This window comes from Pandoraea cepalis (assembly GCF_902459625.1).
Classification (GTDB): domain Bacteria; phylum Pseudomonadota; class Gammaproteobacteria; order Burkholderiales; family Burkholderiaceae; genus Pandoraea; species Pandoraea cepalis.
Genome location: NZ_CABPRY010000002.1, coordinates 438059 through 453055, shown reverse-complemented (window position 1 = coordinate 453055; position 14997 = coordinate 438059). Strand labels below are relative to the sequence as shown.

The 14997-nt window shown below is 65.4% G+C and carries 15 protein-coding genes; 12 read left to right on the top strand and 3 right to left on the bottom strand.

Annotation, left to right across the window (positions count from 1 at the left end; genetic code table 11):
• Positions 1-14: 14 nt before the first annotated feature.
• The 4 genes from PCE31107_RS06935 (at position 15) to PCE31107_RS06920 (ending at position 4527) form a co-directional block, all read left to right on the top strand.
• Entirely contained in the window at positions 15-935 is a 921-nt protein-coding gene (locus PCE31107_RS06935; protein WP_240756052.1) for an ABC transporter permease, read from the top strand.
• A gap of 117 nt (positions 936-1052) precedes the next feature.
• The gene (locus tag PCE31107_RS06930) at positions 1053-2249 is read left to right on the top strand and encodes a M24 family metallopeptidase (RefSeq protein WP_150607358.1); all 1197 of its coding nucleotides are present in this window, start codon (positions 1053-1055) and stop codon (positions 2247-2249) included.
• Positions 2250-2323: 74 nt separating this feature from the next.
• Positions 2324-3565 carry a metal-dependent hydrolase family protein gene (locus PCE31107_RS06925; RefSeq protein ID WP_130026872.1) on the top strand — a complete coding sequence of 414 codons (1242 nt, stop codon included), beginning with the start codon at positions 2324-2326 and terminating at the stop codon, positions 3563-3565.
• Between the two features lie 47 nt (positions 3566-3612).
• Complete coding sequence (locus PCE31107_RS06920) at positions 3613-4527, top strand: LysR substrate-binding domain-containing protein (RefSeq protein ID WP_150607356.1); 915 nt, start codon at positions 3613-3615, stop codon at positions 4525-4527.
• A gap of 92 nt (positions 4528-4619) precedes the next feature.
• On the opposite strand, the gene purM is transcribed toward PCE31107_RS06920, so the two are convergent.
• Positions 4620-5666 carry a phosphoribosylformylglycinamidine cyclo-ligase gene (gene purM, locus PCE31107_RS06915; RefSeq protein WP_130026874.1) on the bottom strand — a complete coding sequence of 349 codons (1047 nt, stop codon included), beginning with the start codon at positions 5664-5666 and terminating at the stop codon, positions 4620-4622.
• 146 nt (positions 5667-5812) lie between these two features.
• On the opposite strand from purM, the gene hda reads away from it, so the two are divergent.
• From hda to panB, 6 genes are read left to right on the top strand one after another with little or no spacing between them, the layout of a single operon-like run.
• Positions 5813-6523, top strand: a complete 711-nt coding sequence (gene hda / locus PCE31107_RS06910; protein WP_017232036.1) for a DnaA regulatory inactivator Hda — start codon at positions 5813-5815, stop codon at positions 6521-6523.
• Positions 6524-6578: 55 nt separating this feature from the next.
• On the top strand, positions 6579-7259 hold the full coding sequence (locus tag PCE31107_RS06905) for a histidinol-phosphatase (protein ID WP_130027947.1): 681 nt from the start codon (positions 6579-6581) through the stop codon (positions 7257-7259).
• A gap of 20 nt (positions 7260-7279) precedes the next feature.
• The gene (gene pcnB, locus PCE31107_RS06900) at positions 7280-8770 is read left to right on the top strand and encodes a polynucleotide adenylyltransferase PcnB (RefSeq protein ID WP_425494715.1); all 1491 of its coding nucleotides are present in this window, start codon (positions 7280-7282) and stop codon (positions 8768-8770) included.
• Positions 8767-9279 (top strand): 2-amino-4-hydroxy-6-hydroxymethyldihydropteridine diphosphokinase, encoded by a 513-nt coding sequence (gene folK / locus PCE31107_RS06895; RefSeq protein WP_130026876.1) that lies wholly within the window; start codon positions 8767-8769, stop codon positions 9277-9279. Before pcnB ends, folK begins: the two co-directional genes overlap by 4 nt.
• Positions 9276-9932 (top strand): deoxynucleoside kinase, encoded by a 657-nt coding sequence (locus tag PCE31107_RS06890; protein ID WP_026131614.1) that lies wholly within the window; start codon positions 9276-9278, stop codon positions 9930-9932. Before folK ends, PCE31107_RS06890 begins: the two co-directional genes overlap by 4 nt.
• A gap of 54 nt (positions 9933-9986) precedes the next feature.
• On the top strand, positions 9987-10805 hold the full coding sequence (gene panB, locus PCE31107_RS06885) for a 3-methyl-2-oxobutanoate hydroxymethyltransferase (RefSeq protein ID WP_150607352.1): 819 nt from the start codon (positions 9987-9989) through the stop codon (positions 10803-10805).
• Positions 10806-10948: 143 nt separating this feature from the next.
• On the opposite strand, the gene PCE31107_RS06880 is transcribed toward panB, so the two are convergent.
• Positions 10949-12316 carry a sensor histidine kinase gene (locus PCE31107_RS06880; RefSeq protein ID WP_130026878.1) on the bottom strand — a complete coding sequence of 456 codons (1368 nt, stop codon included), beginning with the start codon at positions 12314-12316 and terminating at the stop codon, positions 10949-10951.
• Entirely contained in the window at positions 12313-12975 is a 663-nt protein-coding gene (locus tag PCE31107_RS06875) for a response regulator transcription factor (RefSeq protein ID WP_017232029.1), read from the bottom strand. The genes PCE31107_RS06880 and PCE31107_RS06875 overlap by 4 nt, the downstream gene beginning before the upstream one ends.
• 244 nt (positions 12976-13219) lie before the next feature.
• Here PCE31107_RS06875 and PCE31107_RS06870 point away from each other — a divergent pair, with 244 nt between their 5' ends.
• Positions 13220-14020: an ABC transporter ATP-binding protein gene (locus PCE31107_RS06870; protein WP_150607350.1), complete on the top strand. Its 801-nt coding sequence runs from the start codon at positions 13220-13222 to the stop codon at positions 14018-14020.
• A gap of 19 nt (positions 14021-14039) precedes the next feature.
• Positions 14040-14951 carry an ABC transporter permease gene (locus PCE31107_RS06865; protein WP_174966587.1) on the top strand — a complete coding sequence of 304 codons (912 nt, stop codon included), beginning with the start codon at positions 14040-14042 and terminating at the stop codon, positions 14949-14951.
• Positions 14952-14997: the final 46 nt, after the last annotated feature.

Here is a 14997-nt window from a genome sequence, read left to right as displayed (position 1 = left end):
CCCCGGAGCCTGCGATGACGCCGTCCCCACCGGCTTCCGATGCCGCCCGAGCCTCCCGGGCCGCCACCGCGCGCGCGGTGCGCGGCGCGCTCACGGGCGGCTCGCTCGCCACGCCCGCCACGCTCGTGGTGTTGCTCGTCATCGTGCTGCCCGGGTTGCAACTGGTGCGCTACAGCTTCAACCGGTTCGATCCGGTCGACATGATGCAGGCGGCACTGACCGGCACGAACTACGTCAAGTTCTTCACCGATCCGTACTACCTTTCGGTGCTCTGGACGACGATCAAGGTTGCCTCGCTGTGCACGGCGCTCGCGCTCGTGTTTGGCTTCCCGGTCGCCTACGTGCTCGCGCGCACACAAACCCGCTTCAAGAGCCTGCTGGTGATGCTGCTGGTCTTCCCGCTGCTGGTGGGCAACGTCGTGCGCGCGGCCGGCTGGATGGTCATGCTCGGCACGGCCGGCTTCGTCAATGCCATGCTCGTGTCGCTGGACATCGTGCCGCAGCCGATTCGCTTGCTGTACACGCCGTTCGCGGTCGTGGTGGGCACCACCGCCGTCGTGCTGCCTTACATGATCCTCACATTGCAAAGCGTGCTCGAAGGCATGGACTTCTCCGTCGAGGAAGCCGCGCGCAATCTGGGCGCCACCTTCTGGCAAACACTCACGCGCGTGATCCTGCCGATGGCCGCACCGGGCATCGCCGCCGGCACCATGCTCGTGTTCATTCTCTGCATGAACGCGTACGCCACACCCGTACTGCTCGGCGGCACCGGCATCACCATGATGACGCCCACGATCTACGACCAGATCGCGAAAGCGAACAACTGGCCGTTCGGCGCGGTGCTGTCCATCGTCTCGATGGTGGTGACGTTCGTGCTCGCCATTGCGTCGCACTGGATCATCCATCGGCGCTATGCGAAGACGATGATGACCTGACCGACCCGCCCGCCCTGATCCGCGCGACCTTGCGTGCCGGCCGGCCCCGTCCATCGGTCGTGCTCAAGGCCGTCTGCCCCCTGACATTCGCCCCAATTTGCCGATAAGGACTTCGTGATGCCGACTCTCTCCGATGCGACACGTCAGTACCGCCATCGTCTGATGCAAGACCTGATGGACCGCGCGCGCGTCGACGCGCTCGTGTTCACCGCCGCCGATTTCTTTCAGTGGGCCACGAACTTCCACGTCGATGTGCAGACGTGGGAGCGCCCCATCGCCGTGTGCGTGCCGCGCAACGGCGAGCCGTTCGCGGTGATGAACGAGCTGTCGACGCATCACCTGATGATGGCGCGCGAGCGGGGCCATCTGTGGCTCGATCTCGATCGCGTCACCCTTTACGCCGAGCATCCGCGCGTGACCCAGCGCCAGCCGCTGCTCGCCGATGTGCCCACGCTGATCGCCGACACGCTGCGCGCCGCCGGTCTGGCGGGCTCGCGCATTGGCGTCGATGCGGCCGGTGGCCCGATGGCGCGCGCCGCTGGCCTGCTGGCCGACGCGAAGCTCGTGCCCATGCTTGCCGAGATGCGCGCCCTGCGCTGGGTCAAGCACGACGAGGAAATCGCCATCATGCGCGCCGCCGCCGAGTTGGCCGACTGGGTGCAGGACCGGTATCGCGAGAACATTCGTCCCGGGCGTCTGGTGCAGGAACTCGACTACGCGATGGCCGCGCTGATGGTCACGGAAGGCGCCAAGCGCTTCCCCGGCGAAAACCTCGAAGTGATGCGCTGCTGGACCCTGTCCGGCCCCGCCTCGGCCTCGCCGCATGGCGATGGGGCGTCGTGCGGGGCGCGCATCAATGCGGGCGACGGCATGGTCAACATCGTGATCCCGCGCCTGAACGGTCTCGTGATCGAAAACGAGCGCACGTGGTTCTGCGGCAAGCCGTCGAGCGAGCAGGCGCGCTACTACGAGGTCGCGCGCGCCGCCAATGAAGCCGCGGTGAACGCGGCCGTGACCGGCAAGCCCGTCTCGGGGATCGACGCCGCGGCGCAGGCCGTCATCGAGAAAGCGGGATGCGGTGAGTTCATTCGACATCGCACGGGCCACGGCATGGGCATCATCGGCCACGAATACCCGGACGACATGGCGTTCAACCACCGTCCGCTGCTCGCGAACGAGGTGTATTCGGCCGAGCCCGGCATCTATGTCTACGGCCTGGGTGGCTTCCGTCTGGACGACTCGGTCGTCACCGGCGATACCCCCGTGATGCTCACGCGCACGCCCCGCACGCTCGCCCACGCCACGATCGATTGAAGATTGCAGGCCCGCGAGTCACGGTTGCCCGCTGACCCGGGCAACCTCTGACACACCATCCTGGAGGAGAGGTCATGGAGTCGATTCTGTTGTCGAATTGTGCGTTGCTCGACCCGGTCAAGGGCGAGCTGCGCGAAGACCACGCCGTACTGATCGAAGGCGGACGCATCAAGGAAGTGTCGGACAAGCCGATTCGGGCGGCGTCGGCGCGCGAGATCGATGCCCGCGGGCGCACCGTGATGCCGGGACTGATCGATCTGCATGTGCATGTGCATGCCACGCAGCTCAACCTGGCCTCGCAAGCCCATCTGCCAAACGTGCTCGTCACGCTCCGGTCGGTGCCGATTCTGCAGGGCATGCTGCGACGCGGCTTCACCACCGTGCGCGACGCGGGCGGGGCCGGACACGCCATCAAGCATGCGGTCGAGAGTGGACTGGCCGAAGGGCCGCGCCTGTTCGTGTCGGGCCGTGCGATCAGCCAGACCGGCGGACACGGCGACGGGCGCGCGCGCACCGACTACGTTGGCACCGACGGCCCATGCCCGTGTTGCGTGCGCGTCGGCGCCCTGTCGCGCGTGGCCGATGGCGTCGACGAGGTTCGACGCGCGGTGCGCGAAGAGCTGCAAATGGGCGCCGACCAGATCAAAATCATGGCCTCGGGCGGCGTGGCCTCGCCCACCGATCCCGTTGGGGCCTGGGGTTATTCCGAAGACGAAATCCGCGCCATCGTCGCGGAGGCGCGCGGGCGCGGCACCTATGTGCTCGCCCACGCCTACACGGCATCGGCCATCGAACGCGCCGTGCGCTGCGGCGTGCGCACCATCGAACACGGCAACCTCGTCGACGCCCCCACGGCCCGCTACATGGCCGAGCAAGGCGCTTACGTCGTACCCACCTTGGTGACGTACGACGCCCTCGCCAACGAAGGCAAGTCGCTCGGGCTGCCCGACGATAGCGTCGCGAAGATCGCCAACGTTCATGCAGCGGGCCTAAGGTCGCTGGAGATCTTCCGCGAAGCCGGCGTGAAGATGGGCTACGGCTCGGATCTGCTGGGTGAGTCGCAGCGCCTGCAAAGCGATGAATTCCGTCTACGCGCCGAAGTGCTCTCGCCAGCGGAGATTCTGCGCAGCGCGACGGTCATCGGTGCCGAGGTGCTCGGACAGTCGGGCCAGTTGGGCGAGATCGTGCCCGGCGCGCATGCCGACGTGCTGATCGTCGACGGCAATCCACTGGCGTCGATCGATTGTCTGCTCGGCCAGGGGGAGCGGATTCCGATGGTGATGAAGGGCGGTAGAATCCACGCTTTCGCGCTGTAGGCCCCATGCGCAAGGGCCCCGACAGCTAACCCTTCCGTGGAGAATCGATGGATTTCCGGCACATCGACGCCTTTCGGGCGCTGATGCTCACGCGCACGACCACCAAAGCGGCCCAGGTGCTCGGCACGTCGCAGTCCGCGGTCAGCCGTCTCGTGGCCGATCTCGAGCGCTCGACGCGTCTCACGCTGTTCGATCGCGCACGCGGACGGCTCGAACCGACGGCCGAGGCGTTCGCGCTCTTCGAGGAAGTCGAGCGTCGCTATGCCGGCCTCGACAACATCCGCGAATTCGCGCTGAATCTGCGTAACCCCGACACGGCCGTCATTCGCGTGGGGTCGGTCGTGTCGTTCGGCCTGGGCTTCTTTGCACGCGTGATGGCCGGCTACCGGGCGTTGCATCCGAGCGTGCAGCTCGCGCTGACCACGGGGGCCTCCGATCTCATTCGCGACCAGGTCGTCACGCATCAGCTCGCGCTCGGCCTCGTGACCAACACGATCGACGTGGCCGCGACCGATGCCGTCTCGTTCGCCAAGCTCGACGCGATCTGCGCCCTGCCCGCAGGGCACGTCCTCGCGCGCAAGAAGGTGATCCGTCTGGCCGATCTGAAGGGGCAGCCGATCCTGTCTTACGAGCCGACCGACATGGTGCGCTGGGGCATGGATCAACTCTTTGCCGAGGGCAATCTGCATCAGCAGGTCGTTGCCACGGCCCGCTACTCGATCAACATCGGCACGATGGTGAAAGAGAACGTCGGCATCGGGTTGCTGCATCCGGTGTCGGCGTACGATTTCCTCGACTCCGATCTCGTGCTGCGACGTTTCGAGCCGTCGATGCCGTTCCATACACTGCGCGTCACGCCTCGTGCCGCAGCCCCCAGCGCGCAACTCGACGATCTCGTGCGCGTGATGGAGACCACGCTGGAAGATGTCATGCGAGCCGTGGAGGCGCGGATGAAGCGCTGACCTAGCGCTGACATAAAAAAAGCCCGCCGAGGCGATCGCCGGCGGGCTTTCAGTACATTTCGCATATCCGGAGGGCGTCGCCCTCCCGTGACTTACGACACGATCGTCTGCGCTTCGCCTTCCTTGCGCTCGCGGATCGTGCCCAGACGGTAGACCGTCTCGCCCGACGCTTCCAGGTGCTTGACGGCCGCGTCGGCGTCAGCCGCCGCGACGATCACCGCCATGCCGATACCGCAGTTGAACACGCGGTGCATTTCGGCGTCGGCGACCTTGCCATGCGCCTGCAGCCACTGGAACAACGGCGGCAGCGTCCAGGCGTCTTGCTTGATGTCGGCCGTCAAATGCGCTTGCAGCACGCGCGGAATGTTCTCGACGATGCCGCCACCCGTGATGTGGGCCATGCCCTTGACCGGCAGCGACTGCATCAACGCCAGCAGCGGCTTGACGTAGATGCGCGTCGGCGCCATCAGCACGTCGCGCAGCGGTTGGCCGTGGAAATCGGCGTCCAGGTCCGGCTTGGCAACGTCGATGATCTTGCGAACGAGCGAATAACCGTTCGAATGCGCACCCGACGAGGCCAGACCCAGCACCACGTCGCCCGGCACGATGGTCGTGCCGTCGATGATCTTGCTCTTCTCGACCGCACCGACCGCAAAACCCGCCAGATCGTACTCGCCGTCCGGGTACATGCTCGGCATTTCGGCCGTCTCGCCACCGATCAGGGCACAGCCCGCCAGCTCACACCCCTGGGCGATGCCCTTGACGACGGTGGCCGCGGTGGCCACGTCGAGCTTGCCGCAGGCAAAGTAGTCAAGGAAGAACAGCGGCTCGGCACCCTGCACCAGGATGTCGTTCACACTCATGGCGACCAGATCCTGGCCGACCGTGTCGTGCTTGTTCAGCGTGAAGGCCAGCTTGAGCTTGGTGCCCACGCCGTCGGTCCCCGAAACAAGCACCGGCTCCTTGTAGCGCTTGGGTACTTCGAACAGCGCGCCGAAGCCGCCAATGCCGCCCAGCACGCCGTCGCGCAGGGTTTTTTTGGCAAACGGCTTGATCGCTTCGACCAATGCGTCGCCCGCTTCGATGTCGACGCCAGCGTCGCGATAGGAAAGGCCGGATGTTTCGTTAGGGTGTGACATGACGGGAATGCATCAAGGTTCGGTAAAATGCGATTTTACCCGATGCGCGTGCCCTTTCGGCATGCAAACCGGATATCGGACGCAAGCCGACGTCGGCTTGCCCTGTAAACCGCACTCCGCCAGCCTTTTGCCGGCTTTCCTCGTTCGTGATCCAGCAACTGTTTCTCGACCTCGGCACACCGCCGCCCGCCACGTTCGACAATTTCATTGTCGGGCCCAATCGCGAGGCGGCGCAAACGCTCGCCGGCCTGCCCGCCGAACTCTCGGCCGGCACGGCGCGCGATCGCGGCATCTACCTCTGGGGGACGGCCGGGTCCGGCCGCACCCACCTGATGGAGGCCCTGTGCCATGCCGTCGGCCCAAGTGCGCGCTATCTGCGCCCGAACAGCCCGCTGGCCGCCTTTACGTTCGACGACGCGAGCACGGTCTACTGCGTCGACGATTGCGACCATCTCTCCCCCACCCAGCAGATCGCCGCCTTCAACCTGTTCAACGAGACGCGCGCCCGCCCGCACTGTGCCTTCGTGGCCGCAGGCGCCCAGCCGCCTGTCGACATGCCGCTGCGCGAAGACCTGCGCACCCGCCTCGGCTGGGGTCTCGTATTTCACATTGTGGGACTCGATGACGACGGCAAGAAGCAGGCGCTGCAGAATGCCGCCCGCGAGCGAGGGTTGCAGTTGGCGACCGACGTGCCCGCCTATCTGCTCACGCACTTCGAGCGCGATATGTCGAGCCTGATGGCGTTGCTCGATCGTCTCGACCGGTTTTCGATGGAACAAAAGCGCGCGGTGACCCTGCCGTTGCTGCGCCAGATGCTGACCCACACCGATCCGGCCGTCCCCGAAGGGAAAAACTGACCGGTATCGCGCCGGTTCAGGTAAGCCGCCCCTAGCTTCAGGTAAAATTCGCGCAATGACCAATTTAGCCCTCTTCGATCTCGACCACACTCTGCTGCCCACGGACAGCGACAAGGAGTGGGGTCGATTCCTCGTGCGCCAGGGTGCTGTCGAGCGTGATTCGTACGCGCAGGCCAACGAGGCGTTCTATCAGGATTACTGCGAAGGCCGGCTCGATATGCCGGCTTATCTGCGTTTCTGCCTCGCGCCGCTCGCGCGCTATCCGCGCGACCAGCTCGACGCGTGGCACGCGCAGTACATGGAAGAAGCAATCCTGCCTCACATTCGTCCCGAAGCGCTCGCACTGCTCGACACGCATCGTCGGGCCGGCGACCTGTGCGCGATCGTGACGGCCACCAACACGTTCGTCACGCGGCCGATCGCCCGGGCGTTCGGCATCGATCACCTGATCGGCACCGAACCGGCTACCGCGAGCAACGATCCGAACGCGCGTTACACCGGCGACTATGTCGGTACGCCAAGCTTCCGCGAGGGCAAGATCACGCGCACCGAAGCCTGGCTCGCCGGCCTTGGCAAGACGTGGCACGATTTCGACCACGTCTTTTTCTATAGCGATTCCGCCAACGACGTCCCCCTGATGGAGAAGGTGAACCATCCGGTGGCAACGAACCCCGATGAGGCGCTGCGCGACATCGCGCTGGCGCGTCGCTGGCCCATTCTCGAGTTGTTCCAGTGATCCGCAAACTCATCAAGAAACTGCTTGGCAAAGACAGCCAGGCCAACCTGCCCCCGACCGGCAAACCGGTCGTCATCCCCGCCTCGGTCCACGGCATCGATCCGAGCCTGCTCTCGAAGAACGCCGTGCGCGTGACCGACACGCTGCAGCAAGCCGGGTTCAAGGCCTTCATCGTCGGCGGCGCCGTGCGCGATCTGCTGCTGGGTATTGCCCCGAAAGACTTCGACGTCGCCACCAGCGCCACGCCCGAGCAGGTCCAGCGCCTGTTCCGCCGCGCGCGCATCATCGGTCGCCGCTTCCAGATCGTGCACGTGCAGTTCGGGCAGGAGATCATCGAGACCTCCACGTTCCGGGCGCTGGTCGATGCCGTCGACAGCGAGCAGATCGGCGCACGTCGTCCGAAAAAAGGCGAACTCGACCGCAAGACGCACGTCACCGACGAATCGGGCCGCGTACTGCGCGACAACGTCTGGGGCGAGCAGGAGGAAGACGCCGCCCGGCGCGACTTCACCGTCAACGCCATGTATTACGATCCGGCGGCCCAGACGGTGCACGACTATCACCACGGCTGGGAAGACATTCAGAAGCGCGTGCTGCGCATGATCGGCGACCCGGCCACGCGCTACCGCGAAGACCCTGTGCGCATGCTGCGCGTGGTGCGTTTCGCGGCCAAGCTCGGCTTCAAGATCGACGACGCGACGGCCGAGCCGATTACACAGCTCGCGCCACTCATCGACAACGTGCCGGCGGCGCGTCTGTTCGACGAGATGCTCAAGCTGCTGCTCTCGGGTCACGCGTGGGCATGTGTGCAGCAACTGCGTGAGCAGGGCCTGCATCACGGCCTGCTGCCGTTGCTCGACGTGGTACTGGAGCAGCCGTTGGGCGAGAAATTCGTCATGCTGGCGCTCGCCAACACCGATGCACGCATCCGCGCGGGCAAGCCGGTCTCGCCGGGCTTCCTGTTCGCCGCGCTGCTCTGGCATCTCGTGCTCGAAAAGTGGCAGGCCTATCAAAGTGCGGGCGAATATCCGATTCCGGCGCTGCATCTCGCGATGGACGACGTGCTCGACGCGCAAACCGGCAAGCTGGCGATCCAGCGCCGTTTCGTCGCCGACATGAAGGATATCTGGGGCTTGCAGGTGCGCCTGGACAAACGCGTTGGCCGCACGCCGCTGCGCATGCTCGAGCATCCGCGCCTGCGCGCGGGTTACGATTTCCTGCTGCTGCGTTGCGAATCGGGTGAAGTCCCGGCCGAAGCCGGCCAGTGGTGGACCGACTTCCTCGAAGGCGACGCCGCGACACGCGACACCCTGCTTTCCCAAGGCAGCGGACCGGGCTCCACGCCGGCCGCCAAGCGTCGCCGCCGACGTCGCAAACCGACGGGCGGAAGCAGTGGCGAAAGCGCGGGCGGCGAACGTGGCGACGGGGGCGGCGGCAACGAGAGCGCGACCAGCGAGAATCAGGGCAAGCGGGTATCATCGCGACAGCATGGTTCCGAAGGTGCTTCATGACTGTTGCCTACATCGGGCTCGGCGCGAATCTCGGTGACGCCCGCCAATCGATCAAGGACGCCATCGTCTGCCTGGCGCAGCAGATCGGCGTCACGATCATTGGCAAGTCTGACTTGTATCGCACGGCCCCCATCGAATCGAGCGGCGACGACTATCTCAACTGCGCCGTCGCTGTTGAGACGAGCCTGAGCGCTCATCAGTTGCTCACGCTGTGCCTGAAGATCGAGTTGCATTTCGGACGCGAGCGACCGTACAAGAATGCGCCGCGCACGCTCGATCTCGACCTGCTGCTGTACGGCAACGAGTGCATCGCCGAACCCGACCTGATCGTCCCGCATCCGCGCATGGCCGCGCGCGCCTTCGTGCTGCGCCCGCTCGCGGATCTCGCTCCCGAACTCGACATCCCTGGCCTGGGCCGCGTCAGCGCCTTGCTGCAGGGCGTCGCCGACCAGCGCATCGAGCGCGTCGAGCAGTGCTGCTGCCCGACGAAGCGCGCCTACGTGTCATGAGATCGCCCGTGCTCGGGCGTTTTCGCTACCTGGCCGTCGAGGGCCCCATCGGGGTCGGCAAGACGTCGCTGGCGCAGCGCCTGGCCGATGCCGCCGGCGCCACAGTGTTGCTCGAGCAGCCCACGCTCAATCCGTTTCTCGAACGTTTCTATCGCGACAGCGCACGCTACGCGATGCCCGCGCAGTTGTCGTTCTGTCTGCAACGGGTCGACGAAGCGACAGAAATTGCCCGGCGCGAGATCGACGGCAAACCGATCTTCACCGACTTTCTTCCCGAAAAAGATGGCCTGTTCGCACGCCTGACGCTCTCGGCCGACGAACTCGATCTGTATCGCCGGCTCGTGGCGCACATCGAGCGGCCGCACCGGGCGCCGGATCTCGTGATTCATCTGCAGGCGAGTCCCGAGACGCTGTTCGCGCGCATTCAGAAGCGCGCCATCCCGATGGAACAGCAAATTCCCGATACGTATCTGCGCGCGCTGTGCGACATCTACGGCGAATTCTTCTATCATTACGCCGCTGCGCCGGTATTGACGGTCGACACGGAACAATTCGACCCGGCGCATAACGACAATGACTTCGCCCTGCTGGTCGAACGCATCGATCAGATGCGCGGACGCAAGGAAGTCTTCGTCAAGGGCGCTCGCCCCTGATCGTCGCCCGCGCCGCGCAGGCAAACGGGCGACACCTCATGAACCGAGGCTGACATGAGTTATCTGCAAGAATCCAACCGCAAGGCCGTGACCGTTCCCGGGCTTGCCCAGATGCGCGAGCGGGGCGAGAAGATCGCCATGCTCACCGCGTATGACGCAAGTTTCGCCGCGCTGCTCGACCGCGTGGGGGTCGACGCCATTCTGATTGGCGACTCGCTCGGCAACGTGATCCAGGGCCAGCGCACGACGTTGCCCGTCACATTACGCGACATCTGTTATCACACCGAATGCGTCGCGCGCAGTGTCGACAAGGCACTCGTACTGGCCGACCTGCCGTTCGGCACCTATGGCACGAAGGAGCAGGCTTATCAGAGCGCCGTGGCCGTCATGCAGGCCGGCGCGCAAATGGTGAAGATCGAAGGCGGCGCGTGGCTCGCCGAGACGGTGCGCTTTCTGGTGGAGCGCAGCATTCCCGTGTGTGCGCATCTGGGGCTCACGCCGCAGTCGGTGCACGCGTTCGGCGGCTTCAAGGTTCAGGCGCGCGAAGATGCTGCGCAAACGCAGTTGATCGACGATGCGCGTACGCTGCAAGCGGCAGGCGCGCAGTTGGTCGTGCTCGAAGCCATTCCGGCCGCCGTCGCGGCGCGCGTCACCCCGGAAGTGCCGACGATGCCGACCATCGGCATCGGGGCCGGTCCCGAATGCGACGGACAAGTGCTGGTGCTGCAGGATATGCTCGGCGTGTTCCCCGGCAAGTCACCGAAGTTCTCGATGAACTTCATGGAAGGCCAACCGAGCATTGCCGCCGCCATCGAAGCGTACGTGCAATCGGTCAAGCACGGCACGTTCCCTGCGCAAGCGCATTGCTTCTGAGCGAGCGGACACCGTCCACGCGCTGACGAGACAGCGGCTCGCGAACGCGCCGCTGCCTCTGTCCACGCTGATGTGCCACGCGTGCTCGAACCTGCCGCGATCCTGACGCACCCCTTGCGCCCCCTTGCGCTATCGTTCCGCGCTCATCCCGCCATCGGCAGCGTCAACACGACGGCGAACCCCGCGTCGGGGCCCCACTCGAACGTCATCGTTCCGCCGTGTGCATGCATCACCTCGGCCACCATCGCCAACCCCAGGCTCGCCCCTTCGCGTCCGTCGGCGCGCGATGAGAACGGCGTGCGCACCCGCTGCCACTCCGACTCGGGGATGCCCGGCCCATCGTCGAAGAAACGCACGCGCCATTGATCGTCGACGCGCGTCACATCGACGTGAAGCCGATGCGGTGCGCCATACGCCAGCGCGTTGACCAGCACGTTCTTGATCGCTTCGCGCAAGCTCAGTGCATCGCCGACGATCATGCAGGGCGTCGGCGGTGCGTGAAAGGCCACATCGATATCGCGTGTTGCATACGACAGCGTCTCGCGCATCGCCACCGGCAACAACGCCTTCAGATCGACCGGCGTGGGCGCCACGCTGTCGGCGCGATGCTGCACCATCGCGTGATTGATCAACTGGTGAATGAGTCCGCCCAGCCCACGCGCCTGCTTCTGGATGCGCGCGATATGCGCCTGACGCGCCGCCTCGTCCTGCGTCTGCGTGAGCATTTCCGCCTGCGCGGTGAGCGCCGTCACCGGCGTGCGCAATTGATGCGCGGCGTCGCCGATGACACGACGCATCAGCGCGCGCGAGGTGGCCAGCCGCTGCATGAAGTCATTGATTGCACCGACGAGCGCCAGCGTCTCGGCTGGCGCCGTCACCGCCAACGGCACGAGGTCGTTCGAATCGCGCGCCCGGATGGCCGCTTCGATCTGCTTGAGCGGCGCGAGCGCCTGACGCAGCGTCCACAACGCCGCGAGCATTGTCAGCACGCCGGTGGCAATGGTGATGAGCAACGTGTTGTCCGCCAGTCCGCGCGTGAACCGCACGCGTGCGTTCTGCGTGTGGGCCAGTGCCACCACGGCCCACGGATGCGGCGCGCTCACCGGCATGCGGCGGCCGACGATGGCGATGCGGATGGGCATCTCCTGGTAGGTGCCGTCGACCACGACCGGCCCGCCGGCCAGCTTGTCCCACGGAATATCGGGACGGAACTCCGAATCGCCCGCGACCGAGCGGCCGTTCGGATCGAGCACGTTGTAGAAGATCTGATCGCCCGGCGCGAGGGCGGAAAAGGCGGCGAGCGGCACGTCGACGTTGACCTCGCCATTCTGATACCACGTGTTTTCCGCGACCTGCAGCGCGCTGCCGAGCAGCCAGCGGTCGTACGCGCGGTCGACGGCCGCGCGCGTCGAGAACCAGATGCCGAGCAGCACCGCCGCCACGGCGAACGCCAGCACGGCGCCCATGCGAACGACCAGCCGCAGATACAGGGAACGGCCGGGAACGATCATGACAGCACGAGTTGATAACCCAGTCCGCGCAACGTGCGAATCTGGAATTGCGCGGCGGCCAGTTTCTTGCGCAGACGCGCCACATATTGCTCGATGGCGTTCGCATTCGGTGCCGGCTCGTCGCCATACAGGCGATCCATGAGTTCGTCTTTGCCGAAGATGCGTCCCGGGCGCGCCGCGAGAATTTCGAGCAGCGTCACTTCGCGACGCGTCAGTTCGATCGGCAGGCCATCGACCTCGACGCCGCGGCTCTTGCGGTCCAACGTAAGATTGGCGCACGTCAGCCGATTCGTGGCGTCCTGCCCGGTGCGCCGCATGAGCGCTCGCACGCGCGCTTCCAACTCGCGAAAATCGAACGGCTTGGTGAGGTAGTCGTCGGCCCCGAGATCGAGCGCGCGCACCCGCTCCTCGATCTCCGCGCACGCGGTGAGCATGAGCACGCGTGTGGACAGGCCGCGCTCGCGCACGCGTCGCAGCAACTCGAAGCCATCGATGTGCGGCAGCATGACGTCGAGGATCAGCAGGTCGTAATCGTCGCCGATGCGTGCCGCGGCGGCCGCGCCGTCGGTCTCGCAATCGAGCGCGTGGCCGAGCCTGCGCAACTGGGTGGCAATCGCTTCGGCGACATCGGCGGTGTCTTCCACCAGCATGATGCGCATGGTTCCTGAGTCTCCTTCGATGGTGATCACGGGGCGCCCGGTATTTTCCGCTGCTTTCCCGCTCTTTTCTCGCGACTTCCCGGCGGATGTGCGTGATGGTCTCTGGATTCTCTCGGAAATCGCAGGCGACTTCCTCGGGGTTTCCCCTGCATTCGGGTGCTGCGCGCCCGACGTGTCAGCTTCGCTACAGCTTCGCTGCTTAGCATGGGAACCGATTATAAAAGCATCCCTCAGGAGACACGCAATGCACAACGCCGCCCATGCGGGCGCCGCCGGGGCCCCTGCGCCCGCGGTGCCGCCCTTACTCGAAATCGATGGCGTCACGCTGCAATACAAGACCGACGATTACCTGGTGACCGCCGCGCAGCAAGTGAGCTTCAACGTCTATCCGGGCGACCGGTTCGTGCTGCTCGGCCCGTCGGGCTGCGGCAAATCGACGTTGCTCAAGGCAATTGGCGGCTATCTGCCGCCGGTCCGCGGCGAGATTCGCCTCAAGGGCCGCACGATCACCGAACCGGGTCCCGATCGCATGATGGTGTTCCAGGAATTCGATCAACTGCTGCCGTGGAAAACCGTGCGTCAGAACGTGGAGTTCGCGCTGATCGCCAGCGCTCGCCTCAAACGGCGCGAAGCCGCCGAGCGTGCCGGCCACTACATCGAAAAGGTTGGCCTCGCGAAGTTCATCGACAGCTATCCGCACACGCTCTCGGGCGGCATGAAGCAGCGCGTGTCCATCGCGCGCGGCATGGCGATGGAGCCCGACGTCCTGCTCATGGACGAGCCGTTCGCCGCGCTGGACGCCCTCACCCGTCGCAAGATGCAGGACGAACTGCTGCGCCTGTGGGACGACACGCGTTTCACGGTGCTGTTTGTCACGCACGGCATCGACGAAGCGATTCGCATCGGCACGCGCATTTTGCTGCTCTCGCCGCACCCCGGCCAGGTCAAGGCCGAACTCAATAGCATCGCCCCGGAGCAACTCGGTACGGCGCACCAGAGCGCGCTCGAGACGCGCATCGATCAACTGCTGTTCGCAGCCCACTGAGGAGACGGCCATGAACGCCATGACCTCGCAACACACCCCATCGTCCCCCCAGGCGAGCGTTGAAGCGCCCCTCGAAGCCGTCTACCGGCCGGAATTCGTGCTGGAACCGACGCCCGCCGAGCTGTCGTCGATTCAGCGTCCGCTGTCGACCTTCGAAACGCTGTATCGGCTAAGCTGGCTGCGCAAGACTCTCATCCTGTGCGTGCTCGCCGTGATCTGGGAAATCTACGGCCGCTGGCTCGACAACGCGCTGCTCTTCCCGAGTTTCACCGACACGGTCAGCGCTTTCGCCGGCGGATTGACCAGCGGCGTGCTACTGCTGCGCGCTGCCGTCTCGCTCAAAACGCTGCTCATCGGCTACGGCATCGGCATTGGGCTTGCCGCGGTGCTGACCACCGTCGCCATCAGCTCGAAGATCGGCAACGACCTGCTCGAAACGCTCACGGCCATGTTCAACCCGCTCCCGGCCATCGCGTTGCTGCCGCTCGCGCTGATCTGGTTCGGCCTGGGCAACGGCAGCGTGATCTTCGTGCTCGTGCACTCGGTGCTGTGGGCCGTGGCGCTCAACACGCACAGCGGCTTTCGCGGTGTATCGAAAACGCTGCGCATGGTGGGGCAGAACTACGGGCTCAAACGTTTCGCGCTGGTTCGGCATGTGCTCATTCCGGCCGCGTTCCCAAGCATTCTCACCGGGCTGAAAGTGGGCTGGGCGTTTGCGTGGCGCACCCTGATCGCGGCGGAATTGGTGTTCGGCGTGTCGTCCGGCTCGGGCGGTCTGGGCTGGTACATCTTCGAGAACCGCAATTCGCTGGAGACGGCCAACGTGTTCGCCGGCCTGTTCTTCGTGATCCTGATCGGTCTCGCGGTCGAGAACCTGCTGTTCGCCCGCATCGAAAAGCGCACGCTGCACCGCTGGGGCATGCAGCACTGACTCACGATTCACACGATTTTTTGCGGCAGTGTCTGATTGACGCCCC

Bases quoted from the DNA above. Each gene is read 5' to 3' on its own strand.
- purM (WP_130026874.1), bottom strand. From the start codon at position 5,666: ATGTCACACCCTAACGAAACATCCGGCCTTTCCTATCGCGACGCTGGC.
- PCE31107_RS06935 (WP_240756052.1), top strand. From the start codon at position 15: ATGACGCCGTCCCCACCGGCTTCCGATGCCGCCCGAGCCTCCCGGGCC.
- PCE31107_RS06905 (WP_130027947.1), top strand. From the start codon at position 6,579: ATGACCAATTTAGCCCTCTTCGATCTCGACCACACTCTGCTGCCCACG.
- PCE31107_RS06920 (WP_150607356.1), top strand. From the start codon at position 3,613: ATGGATTTCCGGCACATCGACGCCTTTCGGGCGCTGATGCTCACGCGC.
- folK (WP_130026876.1), top strand. From the start codon at position 8,767: ATGACTGTTGCCTACATCGGGCTCGGCGCGAATCTCGGTGACGCCCGC.
- PCE31107_RS06870 (WP_150607350.1), top strand. From the start codon at position 13,220: ATGCACAACGCCGCCCATGCGGGCGCCGCCGGGGCCCCTGCGCCCGCG.
- PCE31107_RS06875 (WP_017232029.1), bottom strand. From the start codon at position 12,975: ATGCGCATCATGCTGGTGGAAGACACCGCCGATGTCGCCGAAGCGATT.
- PCE31107_RS06880 (WP_130026878.1), bottom strand. From the start codon at position 12,316: ATGATCGTTCCCGGCCGTTCCCTGTATCTGCGGCTGGTCGTTCGCATG.
- PCE31107_RS06865 (WP_174966587.1), top strand. From the start codon at position 14,040: ATGACCTCGCAACACACCCCATCGTCCCCCCAGGCGAGCGTTGAAGCG.
- panB (WP_150607352.1), top strand. From the start codon at position 9,987: ATGAGTTATCTGCAAGAATCCAACCGCAAGGCCGTGACCGTTCCCGGG.
- PCE31107_RS06930 (WP_150607358.1), top strand. From the start codon at position 1,053: ATGCCGACTCTCTCCGATGCGACACGTCAGTACCGCCATCGTCTGATG.
- PCE31107_RS06890 (WP_026131614.1), top strand. From the start codon at position 9,276: ATGAGATCGCCCGTGCTCGGGCGTTTTCGCTACCTGGCCGTCGAGGGC.
- PCE31107_RS06925 (WP_130026872.1), top strand. From the start codon at position 2,324: ATGGAGTCGATTCTGTTGTCGAATTGTGCGTTGCTCGACCCGGTCAAG.